The sequence below is a fragment of the Luteibacter sp. P1_D3 genome (assembly GCF_056406135.1).
Map to the genome: position 1 here is coordinate 21,562 of NZ_JBFUAT010000012.1, position 25,825 is coordinate 47,386.

Sequence of the window (25,825 nt, forward strand, 5' to 3'; positions counted from 1 at the left end):
CCCGTGAAAAAATAATGGCTGTGACCAGTTGACAATTTGGTCACACGACACAAAAGTGTCGCTTTCCCTACTCGGAAAGCCGTCATGCACGCCCGTTACCGCGCCTCCCTTTCCATCCCCCTCTTGATCGGGGCAGTCCTGTTGGCCGGCGCCGTGAGCGGCTGCTCGCGGACCGAAGCCGACCCGCGACTCGCCGCGCCCCTGGTTCGCACCGCCACGCTGGACACCAGCAAGGTCGGGGAATCCAGCTACTCCGGCATCGTCGCGGCGCGGGTACAGAGCAATCTCGGCTTCCGCGTTCCCGGCAAGGTCGTCGAGCGCCTGGTCGACGCCGGCCAGACCGTGAAGAAGGGCCAGCCGCTGATGCGCATGGACCGTACCGACCTCGCGCTGGCCGACACGGCCTCCGTGGGCCAGGTAGAAGCGGCACGCGCACAGGCACTGCAGACCGCTGCGGATGAGAAGCGACTGCGCGGCCTCGTCGACGCAGGCGCTGTTTCCGCCTCGGCCTACGATCAGGCCAAGGCCGCCGCCGATGCCGCCGCCGCGCGCCTTCGCGCCGCCCAGGCACAGGCCTCGGTGTCGTCCAACGAAGCGGGTTATTCCGTATTGCTTGCCGACGCCGACGGCACGGTGATGGAGACCCTCGCCGAGCCCGGCCAGGTCGTCGCCGCGGGCCAGATGGTCGTCCGCCTTGCCCATGCCGGTCCGCGCGAAGCCCTCGTCGATCTTCCCGAAACGCTGCGTCCGGCGATCGGCGCGGTGGCGCGTGCCACGCTCTACGGCAGCAACGGTGAGGCCGGCAGCGCGCGTCTTCGCGTGTTGTCCGATGCCGCCGACCCGGCGACACGTACGTTCGAAGCGCGCTACGTGCTCGAAGGTACCGCCGCTGACGCACCGCTCGGCTCGACCGTGGTGGTCCACCTGCCGAACGCATCCCGTGCCGCCGCGACGATCCCGATCTCAGCGGTCTTCGATCGTGGCCAGGGACCCGGTGTGTGGATCCTGCCCGACCGGAAGCAGTCCGTAACATGGCGTCCGGTGAGCCTGGGCTCCGTCGGCGAGGAAACGGTTACGGTGACCGGCGGCCTGCAGGCGGGTGAACGCTTCGTCGCGCTCGGCGCCCACCAGTTGCACGAAGGCGAGCCCGTCCGCACCAGCCTGACGGCGAGCGCGCAGCCATGAGCGCCGGCTTCAATCTCTCGGCGCTGGCCGTCCGCGAACGCGCGGTCACGCTCTTCCTCGTCATCGCCATCTCGGTCGCCGGCCTGTTCGCCTTCGTCCATCTGGGCCGTGCCGAAGATCCCAACTTCACGATCAAGGTCCTGACCATCGTGACCGCGTGGCCCGGTGCCACCGCGCAGGAAATGCAGGACCAGGTGGCAGAACCGCTGGAAAAACGCCTGCAGGAGCTGCGCTGGTACGACCGCAGCGAGACCTTCACTCGCCCGGGCCTGGCGTTCACTACCCTGACCCTGCGCGACGATACCCCACCCGCCGACGTGGAAGGCGAGTTCTACCAGGCGCGCAAGAAGGTCGGCGACGAAGCCGCGAAACTTCCACCAGGCGTGATCGGCCCGCTCGTCAACGACGAGTACGCCGACGTGACCTTCGCCCTCTATGCCCTCAAGGCGCGCGGCGAGCCGCAACGCATGCTGGTTCGCGAAGCGGAAAGCCTGCGCCAGGACCTGTTGCACGTCGCGGGCGTGAAGAAGGTCAACATCATCGGCGAGCGACCGGAAAAGATCTTCGTCGAGTTTTCCCATGAGCGACTGGCCACGCTCGGCGTCACGCCGGCGGCGATCTTCGACGCCCTCAACAAGCAGAACGTGCTGACCTCGGCCGGCTCCATCGACACCGCAGGGCCGCAGATCCAGATTCGCCTCGACGGCGCCTTCGACGACGTCAAGGCCATCGAGGACACCCCGGTGATGACCGCCGGCAAGACCATCCGCCTGTCCGACATCGCCACGGTACGGCGCGGCTACGAAGATCCCTCCACCTTCCTCATCCGCAACGACGGCGAGCCGACGCTCGTTCTCGGCGTGGTGATGAAGGAACGCTACAACGGCCTCGAACTCGGCAAGGCGCTCGAGAGCAAGGCGACGGAAATCTCCGCGAGCCTGCCGCTCGGCCTGAGTTTCACCAAAATCACCGACCAGGCCGTCAACATCGCCGAGGCCTACGACGAGTTCATGCTCAAGTTCTTCGTCGCGCTCGCCGTGGTCATCGCCGTGAGCCTGGTCAGTCTCGGCTTCCGTGTCGGCCTCGTGGTCGCTGCCGCCGTGCCGCTGACCCTCGCCGGCGTGTTCGTCATCATGCTGGTGACCGGCCGCGATTTCGATCGCATCACCCTGGGTGCCTTGATCCTGTCGCTGGGCCTGCTGGTCGACGACGCGATCATCGTCATCGAGACCATCGTGGTGAAGATGGAGGAAGGCCACGATCGGGTCGCCGCGGCCACTTACTCGTGGAGCCATACGGCGGCCCCGATGCTGGCGGGCACCCTGGTGACGGCGATCGGCCTGATGCCGGTGGGCTTTGCGCACTCATCGGCCGGTGAATACGCCGGCAACATCTTCTGGGTCGTGATGTTCTCGCTGCTGACGTCCTGGCTGGTCGCGGTGATCTTTACTCCCTACCTCGGCGTCAAGCTCCTGCCAAAAATCCCGGTGATCGAGGGCGGCCATGCCGCCATCTACGGCACGCCGCGCTACCGTGCCTTCCGTCGGCTCATCGCCGCGATGGTGCGCCACAAGGTGATGGTGATCGCTTCCGTGATCGGCTTGTTCGTCGTGGCGATTTTCGGCATGGGCTTCGTCAAGCAGCAGTTCTTCCCGATCTCCGATCGCCCCGAAGTGCTCGTCGAAGTGCAAATGCCCGAGGGCACGTCCATCGATGCCACGTCGAAGGCGGCGAAGAAAGTCGAAGACTGGGCGCGCAAGCAGCCCGAAGCGCAGATCGTCACCGCGTATGTCGGTCAGGGCGCACCGCGCTTCTTCCTCGCCATGGCGCCGGAACTGCCCGATCCCTCGTTCGCGAAGATCGTCGTGCTTACGAAGAATGAAAAGACACGCGATGCACTCAAGCTTCGGCTGCGCCAGGCGGTGCAGGATGGCCTCGCGCCCGAAGCACGCGTCCGTGCGACGCAGATCGTCTTCGGGCCGTATTCGCCCTTCCCCGTCGCGTTTCGTGTGTCCGGGCCCGAAGAATCGAAGGTTCGCGACATTGCGCAGAACGTGCAACAAGTGATGCAGGCGAATCCGGGCATGCGGACCGTGAATACCGATTGGATGGAGCGGGTGCCTACCGTGCACTTCGTGCTGGACCAGGATCGCCTCCAGGCCATCGGCCTCACCTCGCATGACGCCGCCACCCAGCTGCAGTTCCTGCTCACCGGCGTGACGGTAACGCGCGTGCGTGAAGACATCCGTTCCGTGGACGTCGTCGCGCGCAGTAACGGCCCGACGCGTCTGGATCCGACGCAGCTCGGCGCCTTCTCGCTGGTCGGTTCGGAAGGACGCCGCGTTCCACTGGACCAGCTCGGCCACGCCGAGGTCCGGATGGAAGATCCGATCTTGCGCCGGCGCGACCGCATGACCACGATCACCGTTCGTGGCGATATCGGCGAGCAGTTTCAGCCACCCGATGTTTCCATGGACCTGATCGGCAAGCTCAAGCCCGTCATGGACAAGCTTCCCCCCGGCTATGCCATCGTGCCGGCCGGCGCGCTGGAGGAAGCGGGCAAGGCCAACAAGGCGCTGGCGGCGGTATTCCCGGTCATGCTCCTGCTGATGATGATCGTGATCATCTTCGAAGTGCGCTCCCTTGCCGGCATGGGGATGGTCCTGGCCACCGCACCGCTGGCCCTGGTCGGCGTGGTCCCGACGCTGATCGCCTTCCACCAGCCGTTCGGCTTCAACGCCATCCTCGGTCTGATCGGCCTGGCCGGCATCATCATGCGCAACACGCTCATCCTCATCGGTCAGATTCGCACCAATGAGCGGCAAGGTCTCGATGCCTACCACGCCGTGGTCGAGGCGACCGTGCAGCGTTCGCGACCCGTGATCCTCACCGCGCTCGCCGCCGTGCTGGCCTTCATCCCGCTGACCTTCTCGGTGTTCTGGGGCTCGCTGGCCTTCACCCTTATCGGTGGCACGATCGGCGGCACCATCCTGACCCTGCTGTTCCTGCCCGCACTGTACGCACTGTGCTTCCGCATCCGTCCGGACAAGGACATCGATCCGGGCGCCGTGCCGCACATCAGCCACACGCCTGTGGAAGCCATCTGACGATTGGCACGAATCGACGTTAAACAGTCATTTTTGCCATCCGGTGAGTCGGTACCTTATTTGCCTGTACCGACTCATCCGGAGCCTCCCCCCATGAACGCACCCGTATCCATCGGCGGCATCAGCGCACCCGATTCCGCTTTCACGCGCAAGGCCGCTGCCCTTGTCGAGCAGGTCCATAACAGGGACATGCTCCATCACGTCCATCGCTCGTGGTGGTTCGCCGATTTCCTTGGCCGCAAGCGAGGCCTGAAGTACGACCGCGAGGTGGTCTACCTCGCGGCCATCATGCACGACCTCGGCCTGAGCCAGGCACACATGGCCGACAAGCGATTCGAGGTCGACGGTGCCGATGCGGCACGCGCCCTGCTGCGCGAAGACCGCTTCCCCGAAGCGAAGGCGCAAGCCGTGTGGGACGCGATCTCGTTTCACTCCAGCATCGGCATCGCCGAGTACAAGGAGCCGGAAATCGCGCTCGTGCACATGGGCTCGCACCTGGATGTCCTGGGCTTTTACTACGACGAAGTCACGCCTAAGCTCATCGATGACACCCTCGCGCTCTATCCGCGCGTCGGCTTTCCCGCAGCGTTCCAGGCCGCCCTTGCCGAGGTGGTCCGGAAGAAACCGATCCTCGCGGCGGGTACCGGCCTGGTCGATATCGGCCACCGCCATGTTCCCGGCTTCACGCTACCCAACGGCTGCGATCTGCTCGACAACACGGTTTTCGAGCACCGTCACTGAGCCGGCGCAGGCATTACTATCCTGACCATGAAGAAGCGGACCACCGAGGCGAAACCGCTCGCTCGCACGACACGACGGCGCGTGGTCATCCTCGCCCTTCCGCCGGTCGACGCGCTCGATGTGGTCGGCCCGGCGGAAGTATTCGCCTATGCGAACCAGCTTCATGATGGGCCAACTCCCTACCTGCTGGAACTGGTGGCTCCGGGACCGGACGTGCACCTCGCCTCCGAGACCGGGATCGGCCTGACGGCTCATCACACGCTCAAGGATGAAGCGCGCGGTGGCCGGCCGATCGATACGTTGATCGTCGCCACGGGATTCGGCGCCATCGATCGCCTCGACCCCGTGGCCATCGACTGGATTCGTCGGCGTGCTTCCGGCATCCGACGCGTCTGCTCGATCTGTGTCGGTGCCTTCGCCCTGGCCGAGGCCGGCCTCCTCGACGGACGGCGCGCGACAACCCACTGGCGACTGGCGGATCAGCTCGCGGAACGTTTCCCCGAGGTGGACGTCGATCCCGCACCCATCTGGGTGAAGGACGTCAACGTATACACCTCCGCCGGTATCTCCTCGGGTATCGATCTGGCCCTGGCGCTGGTGGGCGAGGACCTGGGCGATACCGTCGCGCTGAACATCGCCAGGAACCTCGTCCTCTTCCTGCGCCGCCCGGGAGGGCAGGCACAGTTCAGTGTCGCCCTGCGCAACCAGGCGATGAGTTCGGAGCTGAGTAACTTGTGCGTATGGATCGGTGAGCATCTCGACCACGATCTCACCGTGGAACGCCTCGCGGACCGGCAGGCCACGAGTGTCCGCACCCTGATCCGACTCTTCCAGCGCGAGCTGAAGACCACGCCGGCGAAGTACGTCGAGGAAATGCGTCTCGAAGCCATCGGGCGCGCTCTGGAACGCGGTGGTATGACGATCGAAGACGTCGCCAGACGCCACGGTTACCACAGCGTCGACGTCCTGCGCAAAGCCTTCATCCGCCGCTACGGTGTCAGCCCAAAGGACTACGCGCTGCGCTTCGCGGCCACCTGATCTCGCCACCCGCCTTCGGTAGGAGCCGATTCATCGGCGATCCCGCGGCAGCGGGCCAAGGTGTCGCTAGCACCCGTTCGCCGATAAATCGGCTCCTACCAAAGCCGGCAAATGAATGGGTCAGTGCAGGTCGGCGCGGAGATCACGCACGCCGCGGCCGAGCTTTTGACGTAGCAGGGTCCGCAAGGTCGCGCCGTCGACATAGCCCACTTCGCTGGCGATGGCTTCGATATCGAGGTCGCTGCCATGCAGCAGCGAGCGCGCCCGCTCCACGCGAAGATCCTGGAAATACGACAGCGGCGACTTGCCGAGTACCGCTTCGCAGCGTCGCTGCAAGGTTCGCGAACTGGTCGCGAGGGCGTCCGCGGCGTCCTTCAGCGAGAAGCCCTTTTTCAGGTTACCCCGCGCCCAGCGCTCGAAACCGACGATCAGCGGATCGGCGTGCGCCAGGTGATTCGGAATGATGTATGGCGCCTGCAACGAGCGGATATCCGCAAGCAGATAGCGTGCAACCACGGTGGCCAGCTCGGGACTCGCCTGCCGCACCAGCCATAACGCAAGATCCAGGTGACCCATCGCCGCGCCAGCCGTGACACCCACATCGGTTGGCACCAGCATGCGCGACTCGTCGAGCAACACCTTGGGGTAGCGCTGCCGAAACAAAGGCGCGAGCCACCAGCTGATCGTCGCCTCACGACCATCGAGCAGGCCCGTCTCTGCCAGCAGCAGGCTTCCGTTGCAGGCCGAAGCGAGTCGTGCTCCCTGCGCGTGCCACGCCACCAGCTGTGCGCTCGCCTTCCTGGCATCCGCGCGCTGGAGCGCCGGCACCAGGGTCACCGGATCGCCCGTACCCTGGGCGGGGAGTACCGCCCAGTCCGGAGCCGGCCCATCGGACGCGATGGCCTGCACCGGAATGCCGAATCCCTGAGCGGAAAGGACCTTCCTGCGCACGCCGACGAGCGATACGTCGAATGGCGCAACGCCACGCTCGCGAAGCGAAAGGTTATTGGCGAGCCGGAACACATCCATGAGGGCGGAAAGCCCCGTATCGAAGACGCCCTCGATGGCAAGGACAGAAATACGCATGGCGTAAATGACTCTTATGTTGTCGTTTACGACAATACCAGCATCCGCTCCCGGCGCCTACATTGGACCCGTCATCCCCCCACGATCCAGGAGCAAGACCATGAAAGTTTTCGCTATCGGCACGGCCAATGGCCAGTTCAGCCCCGAGGCATCGGCCAAGTACATGCCCGCTGAAGTGCCGGCCACGCTCCAGCTTTATCTGGACGGCAAGATGGAGCAGTTCTGGTTCCGCACCGACCGGCCGGGCGTCGTCTTCCTGATGGAAGCGGAGACCATCGAGCAGGCCAAGGATGCGATTCGCACCCTGCCCCTGGCGGCCGCCGGTCTGCTGACGTTCGAGTATTTGCCGGTCGGTCCGCTTGCGCCGCTCGGGATGCTGCTTCAGGGCCGCTGAGCGTCGAGGGACGTCGCGGGGTGCCTGCCTCCGGGGCACCCCGCATTTCTTCCGAATTTGTGGTTTCTTCGATGCTCCGTGACTGGTGGCACGGGCCCTTGCGTGCACCGACGCTCAGCATGCAGACCACATGACCAAGCCCTCCAGATTCTTCATCGCCACCGCGATCGCCGTGACCTCGCTCCTGGTCGTGGCGTTGATCGCCGGCACGATCTACAACCAGCTGGCGCTGCGCCAGCTACGCACTGCCGCCCATCCGCCCGGCGAGATCTACAAGGTCGACGGTTACGACATGCACCTGTTCTGTTCCGGGACAGGCTCTCCCACGATCGTGCTCGACACGGGTCTCGGCGACGACTTCACGACGTGGCTCAAAGTGCAGCCCGAGCTATCGAAGGTCACACGCGTCTGCTCGTTCGACCGGAGTGGCTTCGGCTCCAGTGCGATGACGCCGCGCCCGCACGATGCCGACACGCTTGCGCGCCGGCTACATGACCTCGTGCACGCCGCAGGCATCGATACACCCTTCGTACTGGCCGGCCACTCGATTTCCGGCCTCTATCTTCGCGCCTACGCCAAGCACTATTCGAACGAACTCGCCGCCCTGGTCTTCATCGATGGTGCCACACCGCTCCAGGACGACCGCGTGCCGCGGAGCCTCGTCGCCATCCAGGACGCACAGCGCGCCAGCATGCCGTGGCAGAAGCTGCTCATGACGATCGGCTGGTATCGGTTGCAAGGGATCTGCTCGAGTGTACCGAGCGGATTCGAGGCCTATGGCGCGATCATCCGGGCCGACAACTGCGACCCGACGCAATACGACGCACTCGAAGCGGAGCTGGATGCGGTACGCCAATCGGGCGAAGAAACCCGTGATGTCGGGCCTTTCCCCCACCTGCCCGTCCTGGTGCTCTCGCGCGACCCCGCGTCGATGCCATCGAACTGGCCCGTCGACGTCGCGAAGGCCAACTCCTTGGTCTGGAACCAGATGCAGGAAGAAAGCCGGAATCTCTCGCCCCTGAGCCGTCGCGTTATCGCCAAGGGCAGCGATCACTACATCCACGTCGACAGGCCCGACCTGGTCGTTCGGGAAGTAAGCGCCCTTGTCGAGGCGCTCAGGCGAGGCGAAGTGCCTTATTCACAGAAGGAAGCCACCACGGAACAGTAGCGCTTCCTAGCCGTCGATTCGGTAATGAATGGGCTTGAACTTGAAATTGTTGGACAGGCCGGCCGAGCACGCCGTGAGCCCGATGATGACGTCCATCTCCGCCCGGAATACGGTGCTGTCGCCGGCCTTACTGAGCGGTGGCTCCACGGTCAACGTTCCGGTCTCGCCGTTGACCGGAACATTCATGAAAACATTGAAGGCGGTGGGGATGGCATCCGGGTCGACACCGAAGGGCTCGAGTGCATCGCGCAGGTTGCCAAAGCAACCTTGATGCGGCTCGGTATGCCCGTAGAGCTTGCGGAACATCTCGGCGGAGCACGGCGCCAGCAGGAAGTCATGCCGCCCGACCTCGTCCTCGACGATGGTGAGCATCTCTCTGCTGCGATTGGAATACAGCACATCCCCCGTCGAGAGGTAGATCTTGCTCGCATAGTCGAAGGTGCGTCCCGACGAAATGACTTCCGCGACATCCACGGCATTGAACGCCACCATGTCGGCAACCTGTTGACCCATGGGATCGATCACGGTCAGTCGCTGACCCGCCTTGAGCTCGAACGCCACGCCGCTCTGCGGCGGGATCACTTCGGTCATGCGGCTCTCCCATGCGGTTTGAACGGGCATTCCCACGGACCGTCGATCTTCCGGCCACTGTATTGCAATGCCTCCGAGCTTTCGCCGTGCACCGCGAGCATGGGATTGGCCGAGCCATTCATCGCCACGTCGCGCTCGATAATAGCCTCACGCAACCTGTCGTAACGCCCCTGTTCCCGCAGGTACTCGAACTGCGCATGGAGATTGAAAACCATGGCCGGATGAGCCAGCCGACGCGCTTCGCGACTGGCGCCGGGATGAAGACCGATGACGTAGAAACTCTGGCCACCAACGCTCATGCTGAATTTATCGGACGTCGGATCGCTGCTAACCGACGGATCCCAGGCGAACGACTTGCTGTCGACATCGTGGATGCCCTGCAGGCGCCCGAACAGGGACGCCTCGAAAGCCGACTCATCCATACCCCGGGAATCCGGAAAGTGAATGACCAGGCTATGGAACACGTGATCGGGCTTCCGCCGGCCTGCGAATCCCTGGATCGCCTGCGCCAGCCACGCGTCGTCCTTCCCACAGCGAATATCACCGGAGACGACGTGAGTAATCTGGTTTCGCGCATGAGCCGTTTTGGCGGCAAGGCAGGGAAAGACGTTACTCGCAAGGTGATCGGCGAAGATGGTCTCGACAGGAGGGCGTGCAGACATGGATGTACTCGGTACAAATGAGTACACACCCTGGCGGCTGAGGCGTGAATAGCCGGGGCAACCTCCGTGAAGGCTTTCCTGACCCGTGTGAGCGCCCGTGCGCCGCGTTCACGGGCGTGTACGACGCCCTCACGGACGTGCTCTCACGAAAGGCACGTGCCTTCTGTTAGACGTAGCTTCCTGGTTCCACGAACGCTATGAAACGCCTGTCGGCGCTCAGAACGTCGCCTGCGTGCAGGAGATCGGCGCCCGCCGATGCCAGCAGGGAAAGCGTGCGGTCGCGATGGGACACCATGATCCACGGTGATCGATCCGACTCGGCTTCGTGTTCCGCCGATATCGCATCGAGTGCCGCCAGGAAGCGCGAACGCTCCGGCGTGTACGTCACGACGCCTTCGTTGGTGAGACCCGCCGCGTTGATGCCGAGCCATTCGCATAGACGTCCCTTCGCGTCGGCCTCGCGATAGTCCGACCCACGGCGACGATCGACCGCGTCGGCCACGGTCGCGTCGGCCCAGCCTCCCGTCTCGGTCTGCAGCGGTGTATCGGCTTCCCATGCCTCCGGCGGACACAGCTTCTGTCCGGGATCGACCGGGATAAACGGATTCACCTCGGCCGGGTAGATGCGACAGGCCATTGGCCGCCGCTCGTAGATGCCACAGGTCATGTCGCTGCGAAGGTTCGGGCAGGCACCCGCAAAGCTGGCCAACAGGGACACGATGACGCGTACCGGCAGCGAACCGCTCGCCGCCGGGAACGAGCGCTTGCGCTTGTGCCGGGCCATGCCGTCATCGGCTGGCATTTCCTGTGGCCAGGGAATCGCCTCGCAGAAGAGCTCGACCGTGCCGCCCTCACTGAGCCAGGTCCGGGCTTCGGCAAGTCCGAGGGGAAGTCGCAGGCCATGGCAACAGCGGCCACACAGGGTGCAGGAAAAACGCAGGGGCATGGAAGCCGGGTCCAGATCGGGGTCGAGGAGAGGTACGCCTGACCATTCGGTTCAGATCCCGATCTGGTTACAGGTCCCGGTCGGGACCGTGCAAGTTTCGCCGATGTCAGGCCTCAGGGCCGTGCCTCGAGCACGATATTGAACGGCGTCTCCGCGGCGCGCCGGAGATGACGGAAGCCGCCGGCATCCACGATGACCTTGCGTAGGCGCGCCTCGCCCGCCTGCGCACCGAGTGCGGGGCCGTGCCTTGCGAGTGAGACCGGAACGCAGATCATCGACGACGCCGCGTAATAGATACGGCCCACCGGATTGAGGTTGTCCGCCGTGGTGTCACCGGCAAATGGCTCGACGACCATGCAGGTGCCGTCGTCTTTCAGCGCGGTCCGCGCATGGCGTGCGGCGCCATCGAGGTCGGCCATGTCGTGCAGGCAGTCGAAAAAGGCAATCAGGTCGAAATCGCGACCGGCGTAACCGGTGGCGTCGGCTTGCTCGAACGACGCGTTGCTCACGCCGGCGTCCTCCGCCCGCTTACGAGCGACCTCGATCGACGGTGCGTGATAGTCGTAGCCGACAAAGTGCGAGTGGGGAAAGGCCTTCGCCATCAGCACGGTGCTCGCACCGTGTCCGCAGCCGATGTCGGCCACCTTGCCACCGCGATCGAGCTTGTCGACGACACCGTCCAGCGCCGGCAGCCACGCATTCAGAAGATGCATGTGGTAACCGCCGCGGAAGAAGCGTTCCACGCCGTGGAACAGGCACGTGTGATGCTCGCCCCATTCCATGCCGGCCCCGCTGCGGAAGTTGTCCCGCACGCGGGGATAGGTATGAAACAGGGCACGGGCTATTTCGTAGGCGCCGGCAAGATCGACCGGGCCCGCCGGATCGGCGAGACACGCCGCCTGCTCATCGCTGAGCCGGAAGGTCCCTGACGACGCGTCGTAGTCGACATAACCACCGGCCGCCTGGTTACCGAGCCATTCGCGGATGTAGCGCTCGTTGGTCCCGGTCTGCGCGGCCAGTTCCGCAGGCGTCAGGGATGCTTTCGCAAGCGCCTTGTAAAGGCCCAGCTCGTCACCGAGCAAGACCAGAACCGCGCTGAAGGCAGCGCCAAGATCGCCGACCGCCTTGCCGAGAAACGCATTGAGTTTTGCTTCGTCGATGGACATGAGTGGGCACTCCTGGACACCACCCACTGGTTTACCGCAACCCTGTCCCTCCTTCCATTCACCGAACAGCCTATGTATCAAGTCTGAGACAGTGCATGACGTCGCCCTTGTGCACCAACGGCCGGCACGCGCGTTAGAACTAGGAATGGCGAGCCGCCTGCATGCGCTTGCATCACATCCATGAAGCGGCCATCACCTCATGCCTCGATCGACACCACACGGAGCCGGCAAAGCTCCCGCCCTGTCAATCTGCTACCAGGCAGCGCCCATGTCCCTCAGCCCCTCGTCGTCCATCATCATCGACCTGTTGCTCATCGCCGACGCTGCGATCGCCGAAGACACGGCGGAGGTTCGGCGCCTCGCAAGGCGCGTGCAAGACGTCGCGGGGCGCAGCGGGTCGCCTGTCATTGCCACGCACGCGCGCACGGTAGAACTGCTCGCCGTGCGGGAAACCGCGCCGTCGGCATTGGCGCTAGCCGTCGATCGCCTGATTTCTGTGGCTGAGCGTGAGATTCACGACGTCGGCATCTGGTGCGATCACGATGCTGCAGACGCGGACAGGCGCTCCGCGTAGTCGCCGATCAGTTGTCGTCGCGACTCATCAGTGAGCCCACGATGCCGCCAAGCAGCGCACCGCCGATACCGGCCCGACCAGCGCCCTCACGACCGGGCATGTACTCAGCGATCTGATGTGCGAGCCGCGAGATAGGCAGCGTCTGCAGCCATACCGTGCCCGGGCCGGTAAGCGCGGCGAGGAAAATACCGTCGCCGCCGAACAGGGCGTTCCTGATACCGGGAACCGTAGTGATCTGGAAGCCGACCGAAGCCTCGAAGGCACCGACGTGCCCCGGATGAACCCGCAGGGTTTCGCCCGGCTTGAGATCCTTGCGAATGAGTTCACCCGACAGCTCGAGCCATGCCGTGCCCGTGCCACCGACACGTTGCAACATGAAGCCGCTGCCGCCGAAGATGCCTGCGCCGAGCGACTGCTGAAAGCCGACACCGATCGTGACCTGCGGCGTGGCGCACAGGAAACCGTGACGATGCACCATGTACTCGTTACCGGGATTCAAGGTTACCGGCACGATGTGGCCCGGCACCTTGGTGGCGAAGGCGACTTCGCCAGCAAAGCGCGAGGCCCGGTACTCGGTCATGAACAGGGTGCCACCGCCGACCACGCGCTTGAACACGCCCAGCAGTCCACCGCCGCCACCCATCTGGGTGTGCGTGGTCATCTGGATCGAGGCCGTCATCCAGGAGAGTTCACCGCTCTCGGCGAACACGCTTTCGCCCGAATCGAGCTGTACTTCCAGCACCGGCATGACCGTGCCCTGGATACGAGTCTGCATGTCGTGTTCTCTCAGCGGAATTCCCCGCGGCGAGTCTTGCGCAGCGGACGCGTCCATACAAGTGAGCAACCGCCACGCAAGAACTTACGACATGCCGTTCTAGTGCGACGTCTCGACCGCGTAATCCATTTGCTTCAGATCGGCGATCAAGCCCGGTCCCGTCGGATTCCATCCAAGGGCCTCGCGCGTCCAGGCGCTGGAAGCCGGCAGGTCCATGCCCATGAACATGGCCAACCAGCCGAAGTGTTCCTTCGCTTCCTCCGGCGACAGGGAAACCACCGGCAGCTGCAGACCGGCCCCCACGACCTCGGCGATATCGCGCGCGGCGATGCCTTCTTCGGCCACCGCGTGGTAACGCGCACCCGCCTTTCCTTTGTCGAGCGCCAGCTGATAGAGCTTCGCGACATCGAGCACGTGGGCCGCCGGCCAGCGATTCCGGCCTTCACCGACATAAGCCACCTTGCCCTTCGCTCGTGCGATGTCGATGTAGGGCGATACCAGTCCTTGCCTCACCGGGTCGTGTACCTGCGGCAGCCGCACCACCGACACGTTCACTCCCGCGTCCAGCAGAACATTGCCGGCGATCTCGGACGCGGCGCGAGGGTTCGGGTTGTTCGCGTTGAAAACGTCTTCTTTGGCCATGCCGCTGTGATTCACCGCGCCCATGCCCGTGCCGGACGTGATGAGCAGCGGTCGGTCGGACCCTTTCAGTACCGAACCCAACGCCTCGATGACGCGTCGGTCCTTATCGCAGTTCGCCACGAACTGGGAAAAGTCATGATCGAACGCCGTATGGATCACGGCGTCGGCCTTGGCCGCCCCGGCACGAATGCTTTCGAGGTCTTCCAGGGTGGCGCGGTGCGCCTCGGCCCCGGCAGCCGACAGGGCGTGTGCCCCGGCATCGGACCGGGTCATGCCGATCACATGGTGCCCGGCGGCAAGCAGTTCGGGAACGATGCGGGAGCCAATGAAGCCGGTCGCACCGGTAAGAAATACGCGCATGAGTCATCTCCGTTTGATCCGGAGGGTTTTATCGCGCGTCTGGACTCCGCCGATAAGTAGGGTCGTTATCAGGGTATGTGGACTAACAGGCTACGGATTCGTCAGTGGCGCCGCGATGCCTAGTGTCGTACCTGCGACACAATGTGCGTGATCCCCTCGATCACCACATCGGGAGCGTCCATCTGGATATAGTGCCCGGTGTCCGGAACGACCTGCGCCACACCTTGCGTCGAACGGGCGGCAACGCTGTCATGCAGACCGACCAGCATGTGATATTCGGCGTCTGCCTGCGCCTGCGACTGTCCCCGTCGGCGCGAGTCGGAACCGCGATACAGCACGAGAAGAGGCATAGCTCCATACGCCCCGGGCTTTGCGGCGAGCTGCGCGGTGCTCGCGTAGAAGGTGCTCTCCTGCTCCCACACCATCGCGCGCTGCGCGCCATAAGACTGCGACTGCCTGATGAGCTGCGCATTCAAACGCGGACCGAAGTTGGGATCGTATTCCGCGACGCACGACGCATAGATCGGCGTATCCGCGACGAGTTTTCCTGCGGCCGCAGCGACCACGCACTGCTCCGCTTCCCGGAAGTCTCGCTGGTTCGCTCGATCCCAATCCGCATGCGATCGCCCGTCAACCCGGTTATAACCCTCCGCCTGACCCTCGTTGGTGGCGTCGACCAGCACCATTCCCGTGACGTCGTCAGGATGCTCTGCGGCGTAAAGGCGGACGACCATGCCACCCATCGAGTGACCGACCAGCACCAGGGGCGGACGAATGCTCGCCCTGGCAAGCAGAGCGCGCAGATCATCGGCCGCCTGTTGAATGGTTCCGGGTTTTCTCGGTGGATCACTGAAGCCGAAGCCTGCCCGGTCATACGAGCACACGCGCGTCAGCCTGGCGATCGCCGGCTGTACGCGCGCCCAGGTGGTCAGCCCGTCGCCGTGCCCGGCTTCGAGTAGGACCGTTGGGCTCCCTGAGCCGATGCAATAGAGGTTGAGCCGCCGGCCGGGCTCCACGACGACCTGTCTTGCGGGATGCAGGTAGACCGCATCGTCTGTTGCTGGCGACGCCGGTGCAGCGGCTGCCAAGGGCTCGGCGGCATTCACCGCCGCTATTGCGCCCATAGTAATTAACAATTGGATAACTTTTCTGGTGCGGCGCAACATAGGGAAATCACTCTAGGACCAACCCGTCATGACCGCCCTCGCCTTTGCCCGCTCGCCGCTCCGCCTGCTTCCCCTCGCCCTGCTGGTCACCGGCGCGGGCGCCTGGGCCTCCCAGGACCACACCATGGTCGCCTCGCCGGCGGCCGCATCGGTCGCCACGGTCGCTACCATCGCCCCGTATGGCGCCGTTGCCCACGACACGACGGCTTCGTCGGCCTCGGTGCTTCCGTACGGTGCCATGAGCCCGGCCGTCGCGACCGCATCGGCATCGATCCTTCCGTACGGAGCGATCAGCCACGACGCGACGACGGCATCGGCGTCGATCCTGCCCTATGGCGCGGTCAGCCCGCGCGTCGCTCCGTAAAACCGCTTATTTCGCGGTGTAACCGCGCTCGGCCATGATCTTCGCCACAGCCGCCTCGGCATCCTTGAACACCTGTTCGAGCGGCTGGTTGGCGTCGATGTCGACGATCGGAGCACCGGCATAGGTCAGGCGGGGCGTCACGGCGATCTTGCGGGCCAGGGCTTCCCGGCGATGATCCGGCTTGCGTGCGAAGGCGGTATCGACGTCGACGTTGAGGCGCAGCACGAGGTCCGGGCGATGGCTCGCCATCCACTCGAACACCGCCTTTTCACGACGCGCCAGGGCGAGCACAACCGGTGACCCGCCCGAGGTCTCGGGAAACCCGGGGCCATCGTAGGCGCCCGGCACGGACACTTGCGGAAAACGATCGGTCACCACGATGAGCCCACGCTCACGCATGGCGAGCATCCGCTTGAAACGGAGCTTGCGTCGCAAGGTGAAGGCCGTGATGACCAGTGCCGGCAACAGCGTGGGTTGCTTGTCTTCCTTGAGGCGACGGTTCACATCGTCCGCCTTTCGGTTGATCACCCGGTCCAGGACGCCGCCGACCAGCGGCAACTGGCCGATGGCGCGACCCACGTTTCCCGACTGCTTGCCCAGGTGGGCCCGGCCTGCCGGACCGTAACGGCCGATCCACTCGAGGATGTGGTCACCGACGGTGGACTTGCCCGAGCCATCGCTACCGATTATCGCAATCAGCGGCGCCATTGCGCCGGATTCTGCCCGCATTACCGTACCCGCGTTAATAAATGTGTCATTGAAATGATACCAGCGTGTAGCCACATTGAGACAATTCGTAGGCCGCATCTTCGCGTTTGTGAAGGCGAAGTTGCACTCAGGTAGACGCAAGTATGAACAATGTAATAAAATTGTTGCCGTCAAGCACAAACCGGGGATCTGGTGTGCCTAGTCCTTCCTTACTCAATGCCTCGCGCTCCCTGCCTGTCATCGCCCTCACCGGGAGCGATGGTTCGGGCAAGTCGACGCTGCAAGCGAATCTCGTCGCCCATCTGCGTGAGCACGGTCCGACCGAGGCCCTGTACCTGGGCCAATCATCGGGCCGCATCGGTGAATGGATTGCGACGCTGCCGATTATCGGCAAGTCCTTCAACCGTTACCTGCTAAGCAAGTCGGACAAGGTCCACGACCGCCCGTCCGCGCCTCCCGGCAACGTGACCGCCCTGGCCATCTATCTGCTTTCCCGTTGGCGCGCCCACAAGTTCGGTCGCATGCTGGCCATGGCCAGCCGTGGCGTCCTCGTGGTGACCGACCGCTACCCGCAGGCCGAGAAAGCCGGTTTCAGTTTCGATGGCCCCCAGCTGGCGAAGACCGAAGGCGGCAACTGGTGGGTCCGTCGCCTGCGTGCGAGCGAGCGTCGCCTCTACGATTGGATGGCTGCCAGCGTTCCCATGCTGGTGATCCGCCTCAATGTCGACGCGGAAACCGCGCACGCCCGTAAGCCCGACCACAAACTGTCGTCGCTGCGCGAAAAGGCCGCAGGCTTTCCGCTGCTCCGCTTCAACGGCGCGTCCATTCTCGACCTCGATGCACGTGACGAAGCGGCTTCGGTGCTGAAGGATTCGCTCAGCGCGATTCACGCGGCACTCAACGCAACGCCGGCCCAGGTGGCCGCCGCGTGACGGCAGGTTCGATGAACACCGTCCATGGACTCATTGCGGTCGTCGGTTGCGACGGCACCGGCAAGTCGACGCTTACCCACGACCTGGTGAAGGTGCTGGGTCAGGACGGCCCCGCCGTGCGTCGCTACCTCGGCCTGGTGTCCGGCGAAACCGGCGACAAGATCAAGCGCCTGCCGCTGATCGGTCCTCGCCTGGAGAAGCGCCTCGCGGCCAAGGCGGCGCATGCGCAGGACATGAAGAACAAGCTGCCCAATGCCTTCGGTGCACTGGTCATGTACGGCTTGTCCCTGTGGCGTGCCGCCCACCTGCGCCGCGTGGTCCGCCTCGCCCAGAGCGGTGTGACGGTGATCACCGATCGCTATCCGCAGGCGGAAATCGCCGGTTTCCGCTATGACGGCCCGGGCCTGGGCATGGCGCGCAGCCACCACTGGCTGGTGCGCAAGCTGGCCGCGCGCGAGCAGGCGCTGTACGAGCGCATGGCACAGATTCGCCCCGCGCTGGTGATCAAGCTGGACATCGACCTCGCTACCGCACAGGGCCGCAAGCCCGATCACGGCACGGCCGAATTGAACGACAAGATTGCAGTCATGAGGCGGCTCCGGTTCAACGGCGCACCCCTCTTCGAGCTGGACACCCGCGTGCCCTACGCCGACGTATTGCAAAAGGCGCTGGGCGCCATCACTTCGCATACCTCGACGCTTCCCCTCGTTCACGACGCTGCCGCCTAGCGCGCGTCGCGACGAGGTTTTGCTGACCAACGCCCACCTTTTAGATAACCGAACAGACGTGAATACGATTACTCCGACGGCATCGAAAGCACCGCTGTGGCGCCGCGCCCTGATCCAGGGTGGCAAGCGCTTTCTGCGCTGGAGTGGCGACTTCCAGGCGAAGCATTCGCTCGTGCCGACGACGCCTGTACTCGGGAACGAGGTGTTCGACTGGGTGCCGAAGCTGGAAGCGGCCTGGCCCGAGATTCGTAAGGAGCTTGACCACCTGCTGTTGCACCCGGAAGACATCCCGGCGTTCCACCAGCTGTCGCCCGACCAGAAACGCATCTCCAAGGGCGACAACTGGAAGACGTTCGGCTTTTACATCTACAGCAAGCGCGTCGACGAGAACTGCGCCGTATGCCCGAACACCGCCGCGGCGCTGGACGGGATCCCGGGCATGCGTACGGCGATGTTCTCGATCCTGAAGCCGCAGTACCGCATTGCCGCCCACAAGGGACCCACCCGTGCGGTGATCCGTGCCCATCTGGGCGTGAAGGTGCCAAAGGACTGGGAGAACGTGTGGATCCGGGTCGACGACCAGATCCTGCACTGGCACGAAGGCAAGGTCGTCCTGTTCGACGACAGCTACGAGCACGAAGTCCACAACGATACGGACGAGTATCGGGCGGTGTTGTTCATCGACATCGACCGGCCCTCGGACAGGATCGGCACGCTATTCAATCGCGCGATCTTCGCGTTGATCCAGGCGAGCCCGTACGTGAAGGCCCCGTTGAAGAATCTTAAGAAGTGGAATCAGGAGCACAAGCGGGGCTAGTTGAAAGGGCTCAGAAAGGACCCCGACTTCTGGCTGTAGCGTTGCTGAAGCAACTTCCGTATTCTTTAACGAAAGATTGAGTAAATTCTTAACAAACCGACCAATTATGGTACCATTAGGTACAGTAACCTCCTGGAAACAACGTGGGAATGTCCCCATCTAGTTTCGGAGAACGCTTGAGAACGCGATAAGACCATGAGCGCAGACGGAAACATTGCCATCCAGGTCGGGCTAGCCACGCCCACCATGAACACGGTGCCCCTGCGCCGTGCGGACTTTGCCAGCCTTGCAGAAGTGCTGGACTACGCCGCATGTGGCGTCACGGGTGCCAACTTCTACGCGGGCGGCAAGCTTGATCTGGCCCTGCCCTACCGGACCCTTCGTAAAGAGGCCCTTGAGCTGGCGCAGCGACTCGCGACGCTCGGGCTCGAGCGCGGCGCCCGTCTGGCTATCGTGGCGGAAACGAACGCTGATTTTCTGCGTTTCTTCTTCGCCTGCCAGTACGTCGGCCTGGTTCCCGTGGCTCTTCCGTCGACAGTGAATCTCGGCGGCCATGATGCCTACGTGAAGAAGCTGCGCGGCATGCTGCAGGCCGCTGGCGCCTCCGTGGCCGTCGCTTCGGAAGGCTTCATCGGTTTCCTCGGCGAAGCCGTCGCTGGGCTGAATATGGCCAAGTGGGGCACGCCGGCCGCATTCGCGGAGCTGCCGATCCACAACGTCGAACTGCAGCCTCTCGGCCCGACCGAAGTCGCCTACCTCCAGTTCACCTCGGGCAGCACCGGTACGCCGAAGGCGGCGATGATCACCGAGCAGGCGCTGATGGCGAACCTGCAGGGTTCGAACAATCACGGCCTCGACCTGCGTGATGACGACCGTTTCGTGTCCTGGCTCCCGTTCTATCACGACATGGGCCTGGTCGGCTGTCTGCTCACCGTCATGGCGGGCCAGCGCTCGATCGATTATCTCGATACGCGCGAGTTCGCGATGCGTCCGCGTCGCTGGCTCGAGCTGATGAGCTCGTCGAAGGCCACGATCGCCTACAGCCCGCCGTTCGGTTACGAGATGTGCGCTCGCCGCGTCCGTCCGGGCGACATCGCTTCGTACGACCTGTCGCACTGGCGCGTTGCCGGTATCGGCGCCGAGCCGATCCTGCCGGAAGTGCCGGCGCGCTTTGCCGAACTGCTGGCTCCGGCCGGGTTCGATGCACGCGCGTTCGTGCCGTCCTACGGCATGGCCGAAGCGTCGCTGGCGATCAGCTTCTCGCCGCTGCAGGCGGGTATCGTCGTCGAGTGGATCGATCCGACCCACCTTGCCGAAGACCTCGTCGCGACGCCGGTCGCTGCCGGCACCGGCACGGGCTTCGTCCGTTGCGGCGGTCCGCTCCCGGGTCACGAACTCGAGATCTGGAACGATGCCGGTACGCAGCTCGCCGACCTGCACGTCGGTCGCATCATGGTGCGTGGTCCAAGCATCATGTCGGGCTACTACCAGCAGCCGGAAAAGACCGCTGAAGTGCTCGCCGCCGACGGCTGGCTCGACACCGGCGATATCGGTTATGTCGTCGATGGCGAAGTCGTCGTCACCGGCCGTCACAAGGACATGATCATCGTCAACGGCCGCAACATCTGGCCGCAGGACATCGAGCGCATCGTCGAGCGTCAGCCGGAACTGCGCTCGCAGGACGCCTCCGCGTTCGGCGTGCCGGGCCCGGGCGGCGCGGAAGTCGCTGCCGTGGTCGTCCAGTGCAACACCGACGACGTCGACGTCCGCGAGTCGCTGATCAACCGTATCCGTGGCGACCTCCTCGAAGAGCTGGGCATTGCCTGCCTCATCGAGCTGGTGCCGCGTCACACCCTGCCGCGTACGTCGTCGGGCAAGCTGTCCCGCTCGGCCACCCGCAGCGGTTACCTTGAGCGTCAGGCTCAGGAACAGGCTCCGCAGGCCGCCGCCGCGGCATGAGCGACGTTGCTGCCGCAAGGCAGCCCGTCGTTGCACTGACGGGTGCCACCGGTTTCGTTGGCACCGCGTTGCGGCAACAGTTGGTAGCTTCGGGCTACCGCGTTCGCGCCCTGTACCGCCCCCGTCCGGGGCGGGTCCTGAAAGACACCTTCAACGTTGAATGGATTGCCGGCGATCTGGCCGATGGGGCCGCGCTGGCGACCCTGGTCGAGGGCGCCGAGGCCTTCGTGCACTGCGCGGGCAGCGTTCGTGGCGCCCGCCGTACCGATTTCGATCGCGTCAACGAGCAAGGCGTCCTGGACACAGTGGAAGCCGCCAGGAACGAACCCGGCTGCCGCCGATATCTCCTTATCTCGTCCCTCGCCGCCCGCGAACCGCAGCTGTCCGACTATGCCGGTAGCAAGTGGCGGGGCGAGCGTGCGCTTGCCTCCCATGCGGGCCGGCTGGCCTGGGTCGCCCTGCGCCCACCGGCTGTCTACGGCCCCGGCGACCGCGAGATGCTTCCGCTCTTCCAGGGTATGCAGCGCGGGCTGGCGCCGATCCCGGGCGACGGTCGCGGACGGTTTTCGCTGATCCACGTCGCCGACCTCGCCTCGGCCGTGACGGCCTGGCTGGCGTCCGAGGGCGATTCGGGAAATACTTATGAACTGGATGACGGCCACGAAAACGGCTACGACTGGGACACCGTGCTTGGCACGGCATCCCGCGTGCTACGTGGTAACGCGCCGATTCGGCGGCTGACGATTCCCGCGTCATTACTGCGACTTATCGGTGGGGTTAATCTCGCCGCGGCGCGCGTCTTCGGATACGCACCGATGCTCACCCTCGGCAAGGTGCGCGAAGTCACGCACGCCGACTGGGTGGCCGATGGCACGGCTTTCGAATACGCAACCGGTTGGCGGCCCACCTTTGGCTTCGAGCGCGGTCTTGCCGACACGCTCGGCAAACCCTCTGCCGCAACGAACGGAGTGCCCTGATGAATCATCAAGATGTTGTTGCGAAACTTATCGAGCTCGTCACGCCCTTCGCGGAAGGTCGCGTCCTGGACATCAACGAAAGCACAGGCATCACCAGTGAGCTGGGACTGGATTCCCTGAAGGTCATGGACCTGGTCGTGGCGGTCGAGGACGAGTTCGACATTTCCGTGCCGATCAATGCATTGGCGGAAGTGCGGACCGTTGGCGACTTTGCGTCGCTGATCCAGAAATCCGCGGGCTAGAGCGCTTCATCGAGCGCACTCCGACGCGTCACTGTTCCAGCATTCCACGGGCAAACATCGCATGAAAGAGAATTCCAGGCTGAAGGCGGTTCGTGCCGTCCGGCAGGAGCTGGCGCAGGTCGGCATCGACCCGTTCGGCGTCCAGATCGACCGGATCGTTTCGCCCACCGAGGGCATCATCGATGGTCGGCCGACCATCCTCGCCGGTACCAACAACTACCTCGGCATGACCTTCGATGCGGACTGCGTCGCCTCGGCGCGTGAAGCGCTGGAAACGGCGGGTACCGGCACCACCGGCTCGCGCATGGCCAATGGCAGCTACGCCTCGCACCGCGAGCTCGAGCTGGATCTGGCCCGCTTCTACGGCAAGCGCGACGCCATCGTCTTCTCGACCGGCTACCAGGCCAACCTGGGCATGATCTCGGCCCTGGCTGGCCCGGGCGACACCGTGATGATCGATGCCGACAGCCACGCCAGCATCTATGACGGCTGCACGCTGGCCGGCGCGAACACGATCCGCTTCCGCCACAACGATGCCGACGACCTGGCCAAGCGCATGCGCCGCCTCGGCGACGAGGCAGCCAATGCCCTGATCATCGTGGAAGGCGTCTACAGCATGCTCGGCGACCGCGCACCGCTGCGCGACTTCGTCCGCGTGAAGAACGAATTCGGCGCGACCCTGATGGTCGACGAAGCCCATTCGATGGGCGTCCTCGGCGAGAAGGGTCGTGGCCTGGCCGAAGTGGATGGTGTGCTCGACGACATCGACTACGTGGTCGGCACCTTCAGCAAGAGTCTCGGCAACACCGGTGGTTTCTGCGTCGGTGACTCGGTCGACATGGACGTGCTGCGTTACGCCAGCCGCCCGTACGTGTTCACGGCCTCGCTCGCGCCTGCCACCATCGCCGCGACACGTACCGCCCTGCGCAAGCTCGAAGCCGCCAGCGATCGTCGCGAGCGCCTGCAGGCCAACGCAGAGCGTCTGCACGCCGGCCTGTCCGCACTGGGCTTCCGTCTGGGTGCGCCGGCCAATGCCGTCGTCGCCGTGCTCGTCGGCGAGAAGCTGGAAGCGCTGCGCTTCTGGGACCACCTGCTAAAGGCGGGTGTGTACGTGAACCTCATGGTGCCACCGGCAACGCCGGGCAACGAATCGCTGCTCCGCTGCAGCGTCAGCGCCGCGCATACGTTCGAACAGATCGATGCCATCTGTGCCGCCTTCGGCAGCTGGAACGGCGCACGCGCATGAAGCACTGGTTCTCCGATGGCGCGTTTCGCGCCATCGTGCGCAACGCATCCATCCTCGGTTCAAGCAACGTCGTCAGCGCGTTGCTGAGCCTGTTGGCCCTGGGTTGCGCAGGCCGTGGCATGACGCCCGCGTTGTTCGGCACGCTGGTCGTCGTCCAGGCCTATGCGAAGACGGTCAGCGACATCGCCAAGTTCCAGACCTGGCAGTTCGTCGTCCAGTTCGGCACGCCTGCCCTGACCCACAAGGACATCGCGCGCTTCCGTGACGTCACGGGGTTCTCGTTCGGCCTGGATCTGGCGAGCGGCATCATCGCCGCCATCGGCGGCATGATCCTGTTGCCGCTGCTCAGCCATTCGGTCGGCATCTCGACGGAAGATTTCTGGTGGGCCCTGGCCTATTGCACGCTGATTCCCACCATGACGGCGGCAACGCCGACGGGCATCCTGCGCTCGATCGACCGCTTCGACCTGATCGCCGTGCAACAGGCCGTCACGCCGTTCCTGCGCGCCATCGGCAGTGTCATCGCTTACTTCGCCCACCTCGGCTTCCCAGGCTTCCTGGCGACGTGGTACGTGTCCAGCCTGGTCGGCGACATCGCGCTGTGGATCTTCGCCGTGCAAGAGCTGCGCCGGCAGAACATCGATCATGCGCTGCGACCGGGGCTGTTCGGCCCGGCGCGCCGGATCAAGGGCGCCTGGGACTTCGTCTGGACGACCAACTTCTCCCACTCGATCTGGTCGGCGCGTAACGCCGGCAGCAACGTGCTGGTCGGCATCATGCTGGGGCCCACCGCGGCCGGCCTGTTCAAGGTCGCGCTGACGTTCTTCGACGCGGCCGGCACGCCCGCCTCGCTGATGCAGAAAAGCTTCTACCCCGAAATCATGCGGCTCGATCCGGCCAGCACGCGGCCGTGGAAGCTGGGCTTGCGCTCGGCCGCCCTCGCCGGTGGCCTGGGCGTACTCGTCGCGCTGCTTGTCTTCGTCGTCGGCAAGCCGCTGATTTCCTCGGTGTTCGGCGCGAAGTATCTCGAGTCCTACAGCCTGCTCCAGGTCATGTGCGGCGCCCTCGTGGTCTCCATGGCCGCCTTTCCCCTCGAGTCGCTGCTTTACATCGCCAGCCGCCAGCGTGCGGCCCTGGTCGCGCAGGGACTCGCGGCGCTGCTGTACGTCGGACTGCTCATCGGATTGACACATCACTTCGGCATCATGGGCGCGGCCCTGGCCTATTTCGGTGGTCAGTGCCTGGAAGCGTTTTTCTTCCTGGTCCCGACCGTGTCCGCTTACCGTAAGCGACATACGCTTTCGTTCTACAAGCCGGAGGAAGTGCAGTGACGAGTGGGCGTCGTGCGGGCCAGTGGCAGACCTTCCCGGCTGAGACGTTGCGGCGGTTGTTCGACGCCGTGGATGTCAACGATGCCGTCGATGCGCATGCCCCCCTGCCTGAGCCCATCGTCCTGGCATGCCCGGAAGATTCGATCCGGCAGTGTTATTCGCTGAGCCTGCAATTCTGGAAAGATGGCGTCATTCGCGCGGACGCGCTGCGCCTGATCGACAAGCTGCTTCGCAACGAAGGGCTGAGCGCCGACGAACGCCTCGAGTTCAAGCACATCCGTGCGAGATACAAACAGCTGCGCTTTACGCAACGGCTGTACAGCAGGCGTCACCGGTCGGACTACCTGTTCGACAAGACCACACGCATGCTGGGCAAGCTGCAGGATGCCTTCCGCGGTGGCCAGCGCGGTGACATCATCCGCAGCGGCTTCAAACTGCGCGTGTTGCTATCGAAGCCTGTCTGGTGGTTCGTCCAGCGTTCGCTGGAGAACACGCGCCTGGACAGCGAAGCGGGACTGATCGCGTTCCAGAAGGCGGAAATACGCGCGCTGAAAGAGGCCATGGCAGGTACTACCTTCGCTGGCCACGAGTTCCACACCGTGCGCAAGATCGTCAGCATGCAGGTGTCCTTCTACGACACCCAGAGAACGCTCGGTCCGAACGATCACGCCTACCGGATGTCGCGCTTCCTCGCGGCGATCAACGGCCTGATGGGATCGCGACACGACGAGATGATCGCGGAGGCCCTATCGGGCCGACGTCACTACGACACGCCGGCACCGCTAGCCAACGAAACCCGGTCTCGTCTCGAGACCCTGATCGCCCGCTACCCGCTCTAAGCTGGAAAACGAAAGCGTTTCGGTAAATACTTGCGAACTTCTCATACCCGCAAGCGGCATTCGCTTTCGTAATAAAAGCCT

The 25,825-nt window shown here is 64.4% G+C and carries 26 protein-coding genes; 17 read left to right on the top strand and 9 right to left on the bottom strand.

Translation table 11 applies throughout. The features are described from left to right. Positions 1-84 precede the first annotated feature (84 nt). The 4 genes from AC1DYM_RS09950 (at position 85) to AC1DYM_RS09965 (ending at position 6,071) form a co-directional block, all read left to right on the top strand. Positions 85-1,185, top strand: coding sequence for an efflux RND transporter periplasmic adaptor subunit (locus AC1DYM_RS09950; RefSeq protein ID WP_477337821.1), 1,101 nt, complete (start codon positions 85-87; stop codon positions 1,183-1,185). Continuing rightward, complete coding sequence (locus tag AC1DYM_RS09955; protein WP_477337823.1) at positions 1,182-4,292, top strand: efflux RND transporter permease subunit; 3,111 nt, start codon at positions 1,182-1,184, stop codon at positions 4,290-4,292. The genes AC1DYM_RS09950 and AC1DYM_RS09955 overlap by 4 nt, the downstream gene beginning before the upstream one ends. Before the next feature lie 93 nt (positions 4,293-4,385). Continuing rightward, complete coding sequence (locus tag AC1DYM_RS09960; RefSeq protein ID WP_477337825.1) at positions 4,386-5,033, top strand: HD domain-containing protein; 648 nt, start codon at positions 4,386-4,388, stop codon at positions 5,031-5,033. Positions 5,034-5,060: 27 nt separating this feature from the next. Then, entirely contained in the window at positions 5,061-6,071 is a 1,011-nt protein-coding gene (locus AC1DYM_RS09965; protein ID WP_477337827.1) for a GlxA family transcriptional regulator, read from the top strand. 120 nt (positions 6,072-6,191) lie between these two features. Here the strand turns inward: AC1DYM_RS09965 and AC1DYM_RS09970 are convergent, their stop codons facing one another. Then, positions 6,192-7,157, bottom strand: coding sequence for a GlxA family transcriptional regulator (locus AC1DYM_RS09970; protein WP_477337829.1), 966 nt, complete (start codon positions 7,155-7,157; stop codon positions 6,192-6,194). A 100-nt stretch (positions 7,158-7,257) separates the two neighbouring features. On the opposite strand from AC1DYM_RS09970, the gene AC1DYM_RS09975 reads away from it, so the two are divergent. Together AC1DYM_RS09975 and AC1DYM_RS09980 are read left to right on the top strand one after the other, a co-directional pair. Further along, positions 7,258-7,551, top strand: coding sequence for a hypothetical protein (locus AC1DYM_RS09975; protein ID WP_477337831.1), 294 nt, complete (start codon positions 7,258-7,260; stop codon positions 7,549-7,551). Positions 7,552-7,681: 130 nt separating this feature from the next. Continuing rightward, complete coding sequence (locus AC1DYM_RS09980; RefSeq protein WP_477337833.1) at positions 7,682-8,719, top strand: alpha/beta fold hydrolase; 1,038 nt, start codon at positions 7,682-7,684, stop codon at positions 8,717-8,719. Between the two features lie 6 nt (positions 8,720-8,725). Here the strand turns inward: AC1DYM_RS09980 and AC1DYM_RS09985 are convergent, their stop codons facing one another. From AC1DYM_RS09985 to AC1DYM_RS10000, 4 genes are all read right to left on the bottom strand, one after another. Further along, the gene (locus AC1DYM_RS09985; RefSeq protein WP_477337835.1) at positions 8,726-9,310 is read right to left on the bottom strand and encodes a DUF1989 domain-containing protein; all 585 of its coding nucleotides are present in this window, start codon (positions 9,308-9,310) and stop codon (positions 8,726-8,728) included. After that, complete coding sequence (gene gntA, locus AC1DYM_RS09990; RefSeq protein ID WP_477337837.1) at positions 9,307-9,972, bottom strand: guanitoxin biosynthesis heme-dependent pre-guanitoxin N-hydroxylase GntA; 666 nt, start codon at positions 9,970-9,972, stop codon at positions 9,307-9,309. The genes AC1DYM_RS09985 and gntA overlap by 4 nt, the downstream gene beginning before the upstream one ends. A gap of 166 nt (positions 9,973-10,138) precedes the next feature. Next, a complete protein-coding gene (locus tag AC1DYM_RS09995; protein ID WP_477337839.1) occupies positions 10,139-10,918 on the bottom strand; it encodes a YkgJ family cysteine cluster protein in 780 nt (259 codons plus the stop codon). Positions 10,919-11,031: 113 nt separating this feature from the next. After that, positions 11,032-12,084 carry a class I SAM-dependent methyltransferase gene (locus tag AC1DYM_RS10000; RefSeq protein WP_477337841.1) on the bottom strand — a complete coding sequence of 351 codons (1,053 nt, stop codon included), beginning with the start codon at positions 12,082-12,084 and terminating at the stop codon, positions 11,032-11,034. A 268-nt stretch (positions 12,085-12,352) separates the two neighbouring features. On the opposite strand from AC1DYM_RS10000, the gene AC1DYM_RS10005 reads away from it, so the two are divergent. After that, entirely contained in the window at positions 12,353-12,658 is a 306-nt protein-coding gene (locus AC1DYM_RS10005) for a hypothetical protein (RefSeq protein WP_477337843.1), read from the top strand. A gap of 7 nt (positions 12,659-12,665) precedes the next feature. Here AC1DYM_RS10005 and AC1DYM_RS10010 read toward each other — a convergent pair whose 3' ends face one another. The 3 genes from AC1DYM_RS10010 to AC1DYM_RS10020 form a co-directional block, all read right to left on the bottom strand. Beyond that, positions 12,666-13,433, bottom strand: coding sequence for a TIGR00266 family protein (locus AC1DYM_RS10010; protein WP_477337845.1), 768 nt, complete (start codon positions 13,431-13,433; stop codon positions 12,666-12,668). A gap of 99 nt (positions 13,434-13,532) precedes the next feature. Then, a complete protein-coding gene (locus AC1DYM_RS10015) occupies positions 13,533-14,435 on the bottom strand; it encodes an SDR family oxidoreductase (protein WP_477337846.1) in 903 nt (300 codons plus the stop codon). Between the two features lie 119 nt (positions 14,436-14,554). Next, a complete protein-coding gene (locus tag AC1DYM_RS10020) occupies positions 14,555-15,601 on the bottom strand; it encodes an alpha/beta hydrolase (RefSeq protein ID WP_477337848.1) in 1,047 nt (348 codons plus the stop codon). A 28-nt stretch (positions 15,602-15,629) separates the two neighbouring features. Between AC1DYM_RS10020 and AC1DYM_RS10025 the strand changes: the two genes are divergently transcribed. Further along, on the top strand, positions 15,630-15,965 hold the full coding sequence (locus AC1DYM_RS10025) for a hypothetical protein (protein ID WP_477337850.1): 336 nt from the start codon (positions 15,630-15,632) through the stop codon (positions 15,963-15,965). A 6-nt stretch (positions 15,966-15,971) separates the two neighbouring features. On the opposite strand, the gene AC1DYM_RS10030 is transcribed toward AC1DYM_RS10025, so the two are convergent. Next, complete coding sequence (locus AC1DYM_RS10030) at positions 15,972-16,673, bottom strand: nucleoside/nucleotide kinase family protein (protein ID WP_477337852.1); 702 nt, start codon at positions 16,671-16,673, stop codon at positions 15,972-15,974. Between the two features lie 194 nt (positions 16,674-16,867). Between AC1DYM_RS10030 and AC1DYM_RS10035 the strand changes: the two genes are divergently transcribed. The 9 genes from AC1DYM_RS10035 to AC1DYM_RS10075 all read left to right on the top strand — a co-directional run bounded on the left by AC1DYM_RS10035 (position 16,868) and on the right by AC1DYM_RS10075 (position 25,744). After that, the gene (locus AC1DYM_RS10035) at positions 16,868-17,605 is read left to right on the top strand and encodes a nucleoside/nucleotide kinase family protein (RefSeq protein WP_477337854.1); all 738 of its coding nucleotides are present in this window, start codon (positions 16,868-16,870) and stop codon (positions 17,603-17,605) included. Between the two features lie 11 nt (positions 17,606-17,616). Further along, positions 17,617-18,333: a nucleoside/nucleotide kinase family protein gene (locus AC1DYM_RS10040; RefSeq protein WP_477337856.1), complete on the top strand. Its 717-nt coding sequence runs from the start codon at positions 17,617-17,619 to the stop codon at positions 18,331-18,333. Positions 18,334-18,391: 58 nt separating this feature from the next. Beyond that, positions 18,392-19,150, top strand: coding sequence for an aspartyl/asparaginyl beta-hydroxylase domain-containing protein (locus AC1DYM_RS10045; RefSeq protein ID WP_477337858.1), 759 nt, complete (start codon positions 18,392-18,394; stop codon positions 19,148-19,150). A 195-nt stretch (positions 19,151-19,345) separates the two neighbouring features. After that, positions 19,346-21,109 (top strand): fatty acyl-AMP ligase, encoded by a 1,764-nt coding sequence (locus AC1DYM_RS10050; RefSeq protein WP_477337860.1) that lies wholly within the window; start codon positions 19,346-19,348, stop codon positions 21,107-21,109. Next, positions 21,106-22,086, top strand: a complete 981-nt coding sequence (locus AC1DYM_RS10055) for an NAD-dependent epimerase/dehydratase family protein (protein WP_477337862.1) — start codon at positions 21,106-21,108, stop codon at positions 22,084-22,086. Before AC1DYM_RS10050 ends, AC1DYM_RS10055 begins: the two co-directional genes overlap by 4 nt. Next, positions 22,086-22,328: an acyl carrier protein gene (locus AC1DYM_RS10060; RefSeq protein WP_477337864.1), complete on the top strand. Its 243-nt coding sequence runs from the start codon at positions 22,086-22,088 to the stop codon at positions 22,326-22,328. The genes AC1DYM_RS10055 and AC1DYM_RS10060 overlap by 1 nt, the downstream gene beginning before the upstream one ends. Positions 22,329-22,389: 61 nt before the next feature. After that, the gene (spt, locus tag AC1DYM_RS10065; protein ID WP_477337866.1) at positions 22,390-23,574 is read left to right on the top strand and encodes a serine palmitoyltransferase; all 1,185 of its coding nucleotides are present in this window, start codon (positions 22,390-22,392) and stop codon (positions 23,572-23,574) included. Further along, on the top strand, positions 23,571-24,905 hold the full coding sequence (locus AC1DYM_RS10070; protein WP_477337868.1) for a lipopolysaccharide biosynthesis protein: 1,335 nt from the start codon (positions 23,571-23,573) through the stop codon (positions 24,903-24,905). The genes spt and AC1DYM_RS10070 overlap by 4 nt, the downstream gene beginning before the upstream one ends. Continuing rightward, entirely contained in the window at positions 24,902-25,744 is an 843-nt protein-coding gene (locus tag AC1DYM_RS10075) for a hypothetical protein (RefSeq protein ID WP_477337870.1), read from the top strand. The genes AC1DYM_RS10070 and AC1DYM_RS10075 overlap by 4 nt, the downstream gene beginning before the upstream one ends. Positions 25,745-25,825 lie beyond the last annotated feature (81 nt).

Excerpts from the sequence above, each read along its gene's own strand:
- AC1DYM_RS09950 (WP_477337821.1), top strand. The coding sequence starts at position 85 with ATGCACGCCCGTTACCGCGCCTCCCTTTCCATCCCCCTCTTGATCGGG.
- AC1DYM_RS09955 (WP_477337823.1), top strand. The coding sequence starts at position 1,182 with ATGAGCGCCGGCTTCAATCTCTCGGCGCTGGCCGTCCGCGAACGCGCG.
- AC1DYM_RS09960 (WP_477337825.1), top strand. The coding sequence starts at position 4,386 with ATGAACGCACCCGTATCCATCGGCGGCATCAGCGCACCCGATTCCGCT.
- AC1DYM_RS09965 (WP_477337827.1), top strand. The coding sequence starts at position 5,061 with ATGAAGAAGCGGACCACCGAGGCGAAACCGCTCGCTCGCACGACACGA.
- AC1DYM_RS09970 (WP_477337829.1), bottom strand. The coding sequence starts at position 7,157 with ATGCGTATTTCTGTCCTTGCCATCGAGGGCGTCTTCGATACGGGGCTT.
- AC1DYM_RS09975 (WP_477337831.1), top strand. The coding sequence starts at position 7,258 with ATGAAAGTTTTCGCTATCGGCACGGCCAATGGCCAGTTCAGCCCCGAG.
- AC1DYM_RS09980 (WP_477337833.1), top strand. The coding sequence starts at position 7,682 with ATGACCAAGCCCTCCAGATTCTTCATCGCCACCGCGATCGCCGTGACC.
- AC1DYM_RS09985 (WP_477337835.1), bottom strand. The coding sequence starts at position 9,310 with ATGACCGAAGTGATCCCGCCGCAGAGCGGCGTGGCGTTCGAGCTCAAG.
- gntA (WP_477337837.1), bottom strand. The coding sequence starts at position 9,972 with ATGTCTGCACGCCCTCCTGTCGAGACCATCTTCGCCGATCACCTTGCG.
- AC1DYM_RS09995 (WP_477337839.1), bottom strand. The coding sequence starts at position 10,918 with ATGCCCCTGCGTTTTTCCTGCACCCTGTGTGGCCGCTGTTGCCATGGC.
- AC1DYM_RS10000 (WP_477337841.1), bottom strand. The coding sequence starts at position 12,084 with ATGTCCATCGACGAAGCAAAACTCAATGCGTTTCTCGGCAAGGCGGTC.
- AC1DYM_RS10005 (WP_477337843.1), top strand. The coding sequence starts at position 12,353 with ATGTCCCTCAGCCCCTCGTCGTCCATCATCATCGACCTGTTGCTCATC.
- AC1DYM_RS10010 (WP_477337845.1), bottom strand. The coding sequence starts at position 13,433 with ATGCAGACTCGTATCCAGGGCACGGTCATGCCGGTGCTGGAAGTACAG.
- AC1DYM_RS10015 (WP_477337846.1), bottom strand. The coding sequence starts at position 14,435 with ATGCGCGTATTTCTTACCGGTGCGACCGGCTTCATTGGCTCCCGCATC.
- AC1DYM_RS10020 (WP_477337848.1), bottom strand. The coding sequence starts at position 15,601 with ATGTTGCGCCGCACCAGAAAAGTTATCCAATTGTTAATTACTATGGGC.
- AC1DYM_RS10025 (WP_477337850.1), top strand. The coding sequence starts at position 15,630 with ATGACCGCCCTCGCCTTTGCCCGCTCGCCGCTCCGCCTGCTTCCCCTC.
- AC1DYM_RS10030 (WP_477337852.1), bottom strand. The coding sequence starts at position 16,673 with ATGGCGCCGCTGATTGCGATAATCGGTAGCGATGGCTCGGGCAAGTCC.
- AC1DYM_RS10040 (WP_477337856.1), top strand. The coding sequence starts at position 17,617 with ATGAACACCGTCCATGGACTCATTGCGGTCGTCGGTTGCGACGGCACC.
- AC1DYM_RS10050 (WP_477337860.1), top strand. The coding sequence starts at position 19,346 with ATGAGCGCAGACGGAAACATTGCCATCCAGGTCGGGCTAGCCACGCCC.
- AC1DYM_RS10055 (WP_477337862.1), top strand. The coding sequence starts at position 21,106 with ATGAGCGACGTTGCTGCCGCAAGGCAGCCCGTCGTTGCACTGACGGGT.
- AC1DYM_RS10060 (WP_477337864.1), top strand. The coding sequence starts at position 22,086 with ATGAATCATCAAGATGTTGTTGCGAAACTTATCGAGCTCGTCACGCCC.
- spt (WP_477337866.1), top strand. The coding sequence starts at position 22,390 with ATGAAAGAGAATTCCAGGCTGAAGGCGGTTCGTGCCGTCCGGCAGGAG.
- AC1DYM_RS10070 (WP_477337868.1), top strand. The coding sequence starts at position 23,571 with ATGAAGCACTGGTTCTCCGATGGCGCGTTTCGCGCCATCGTGCGCAAC.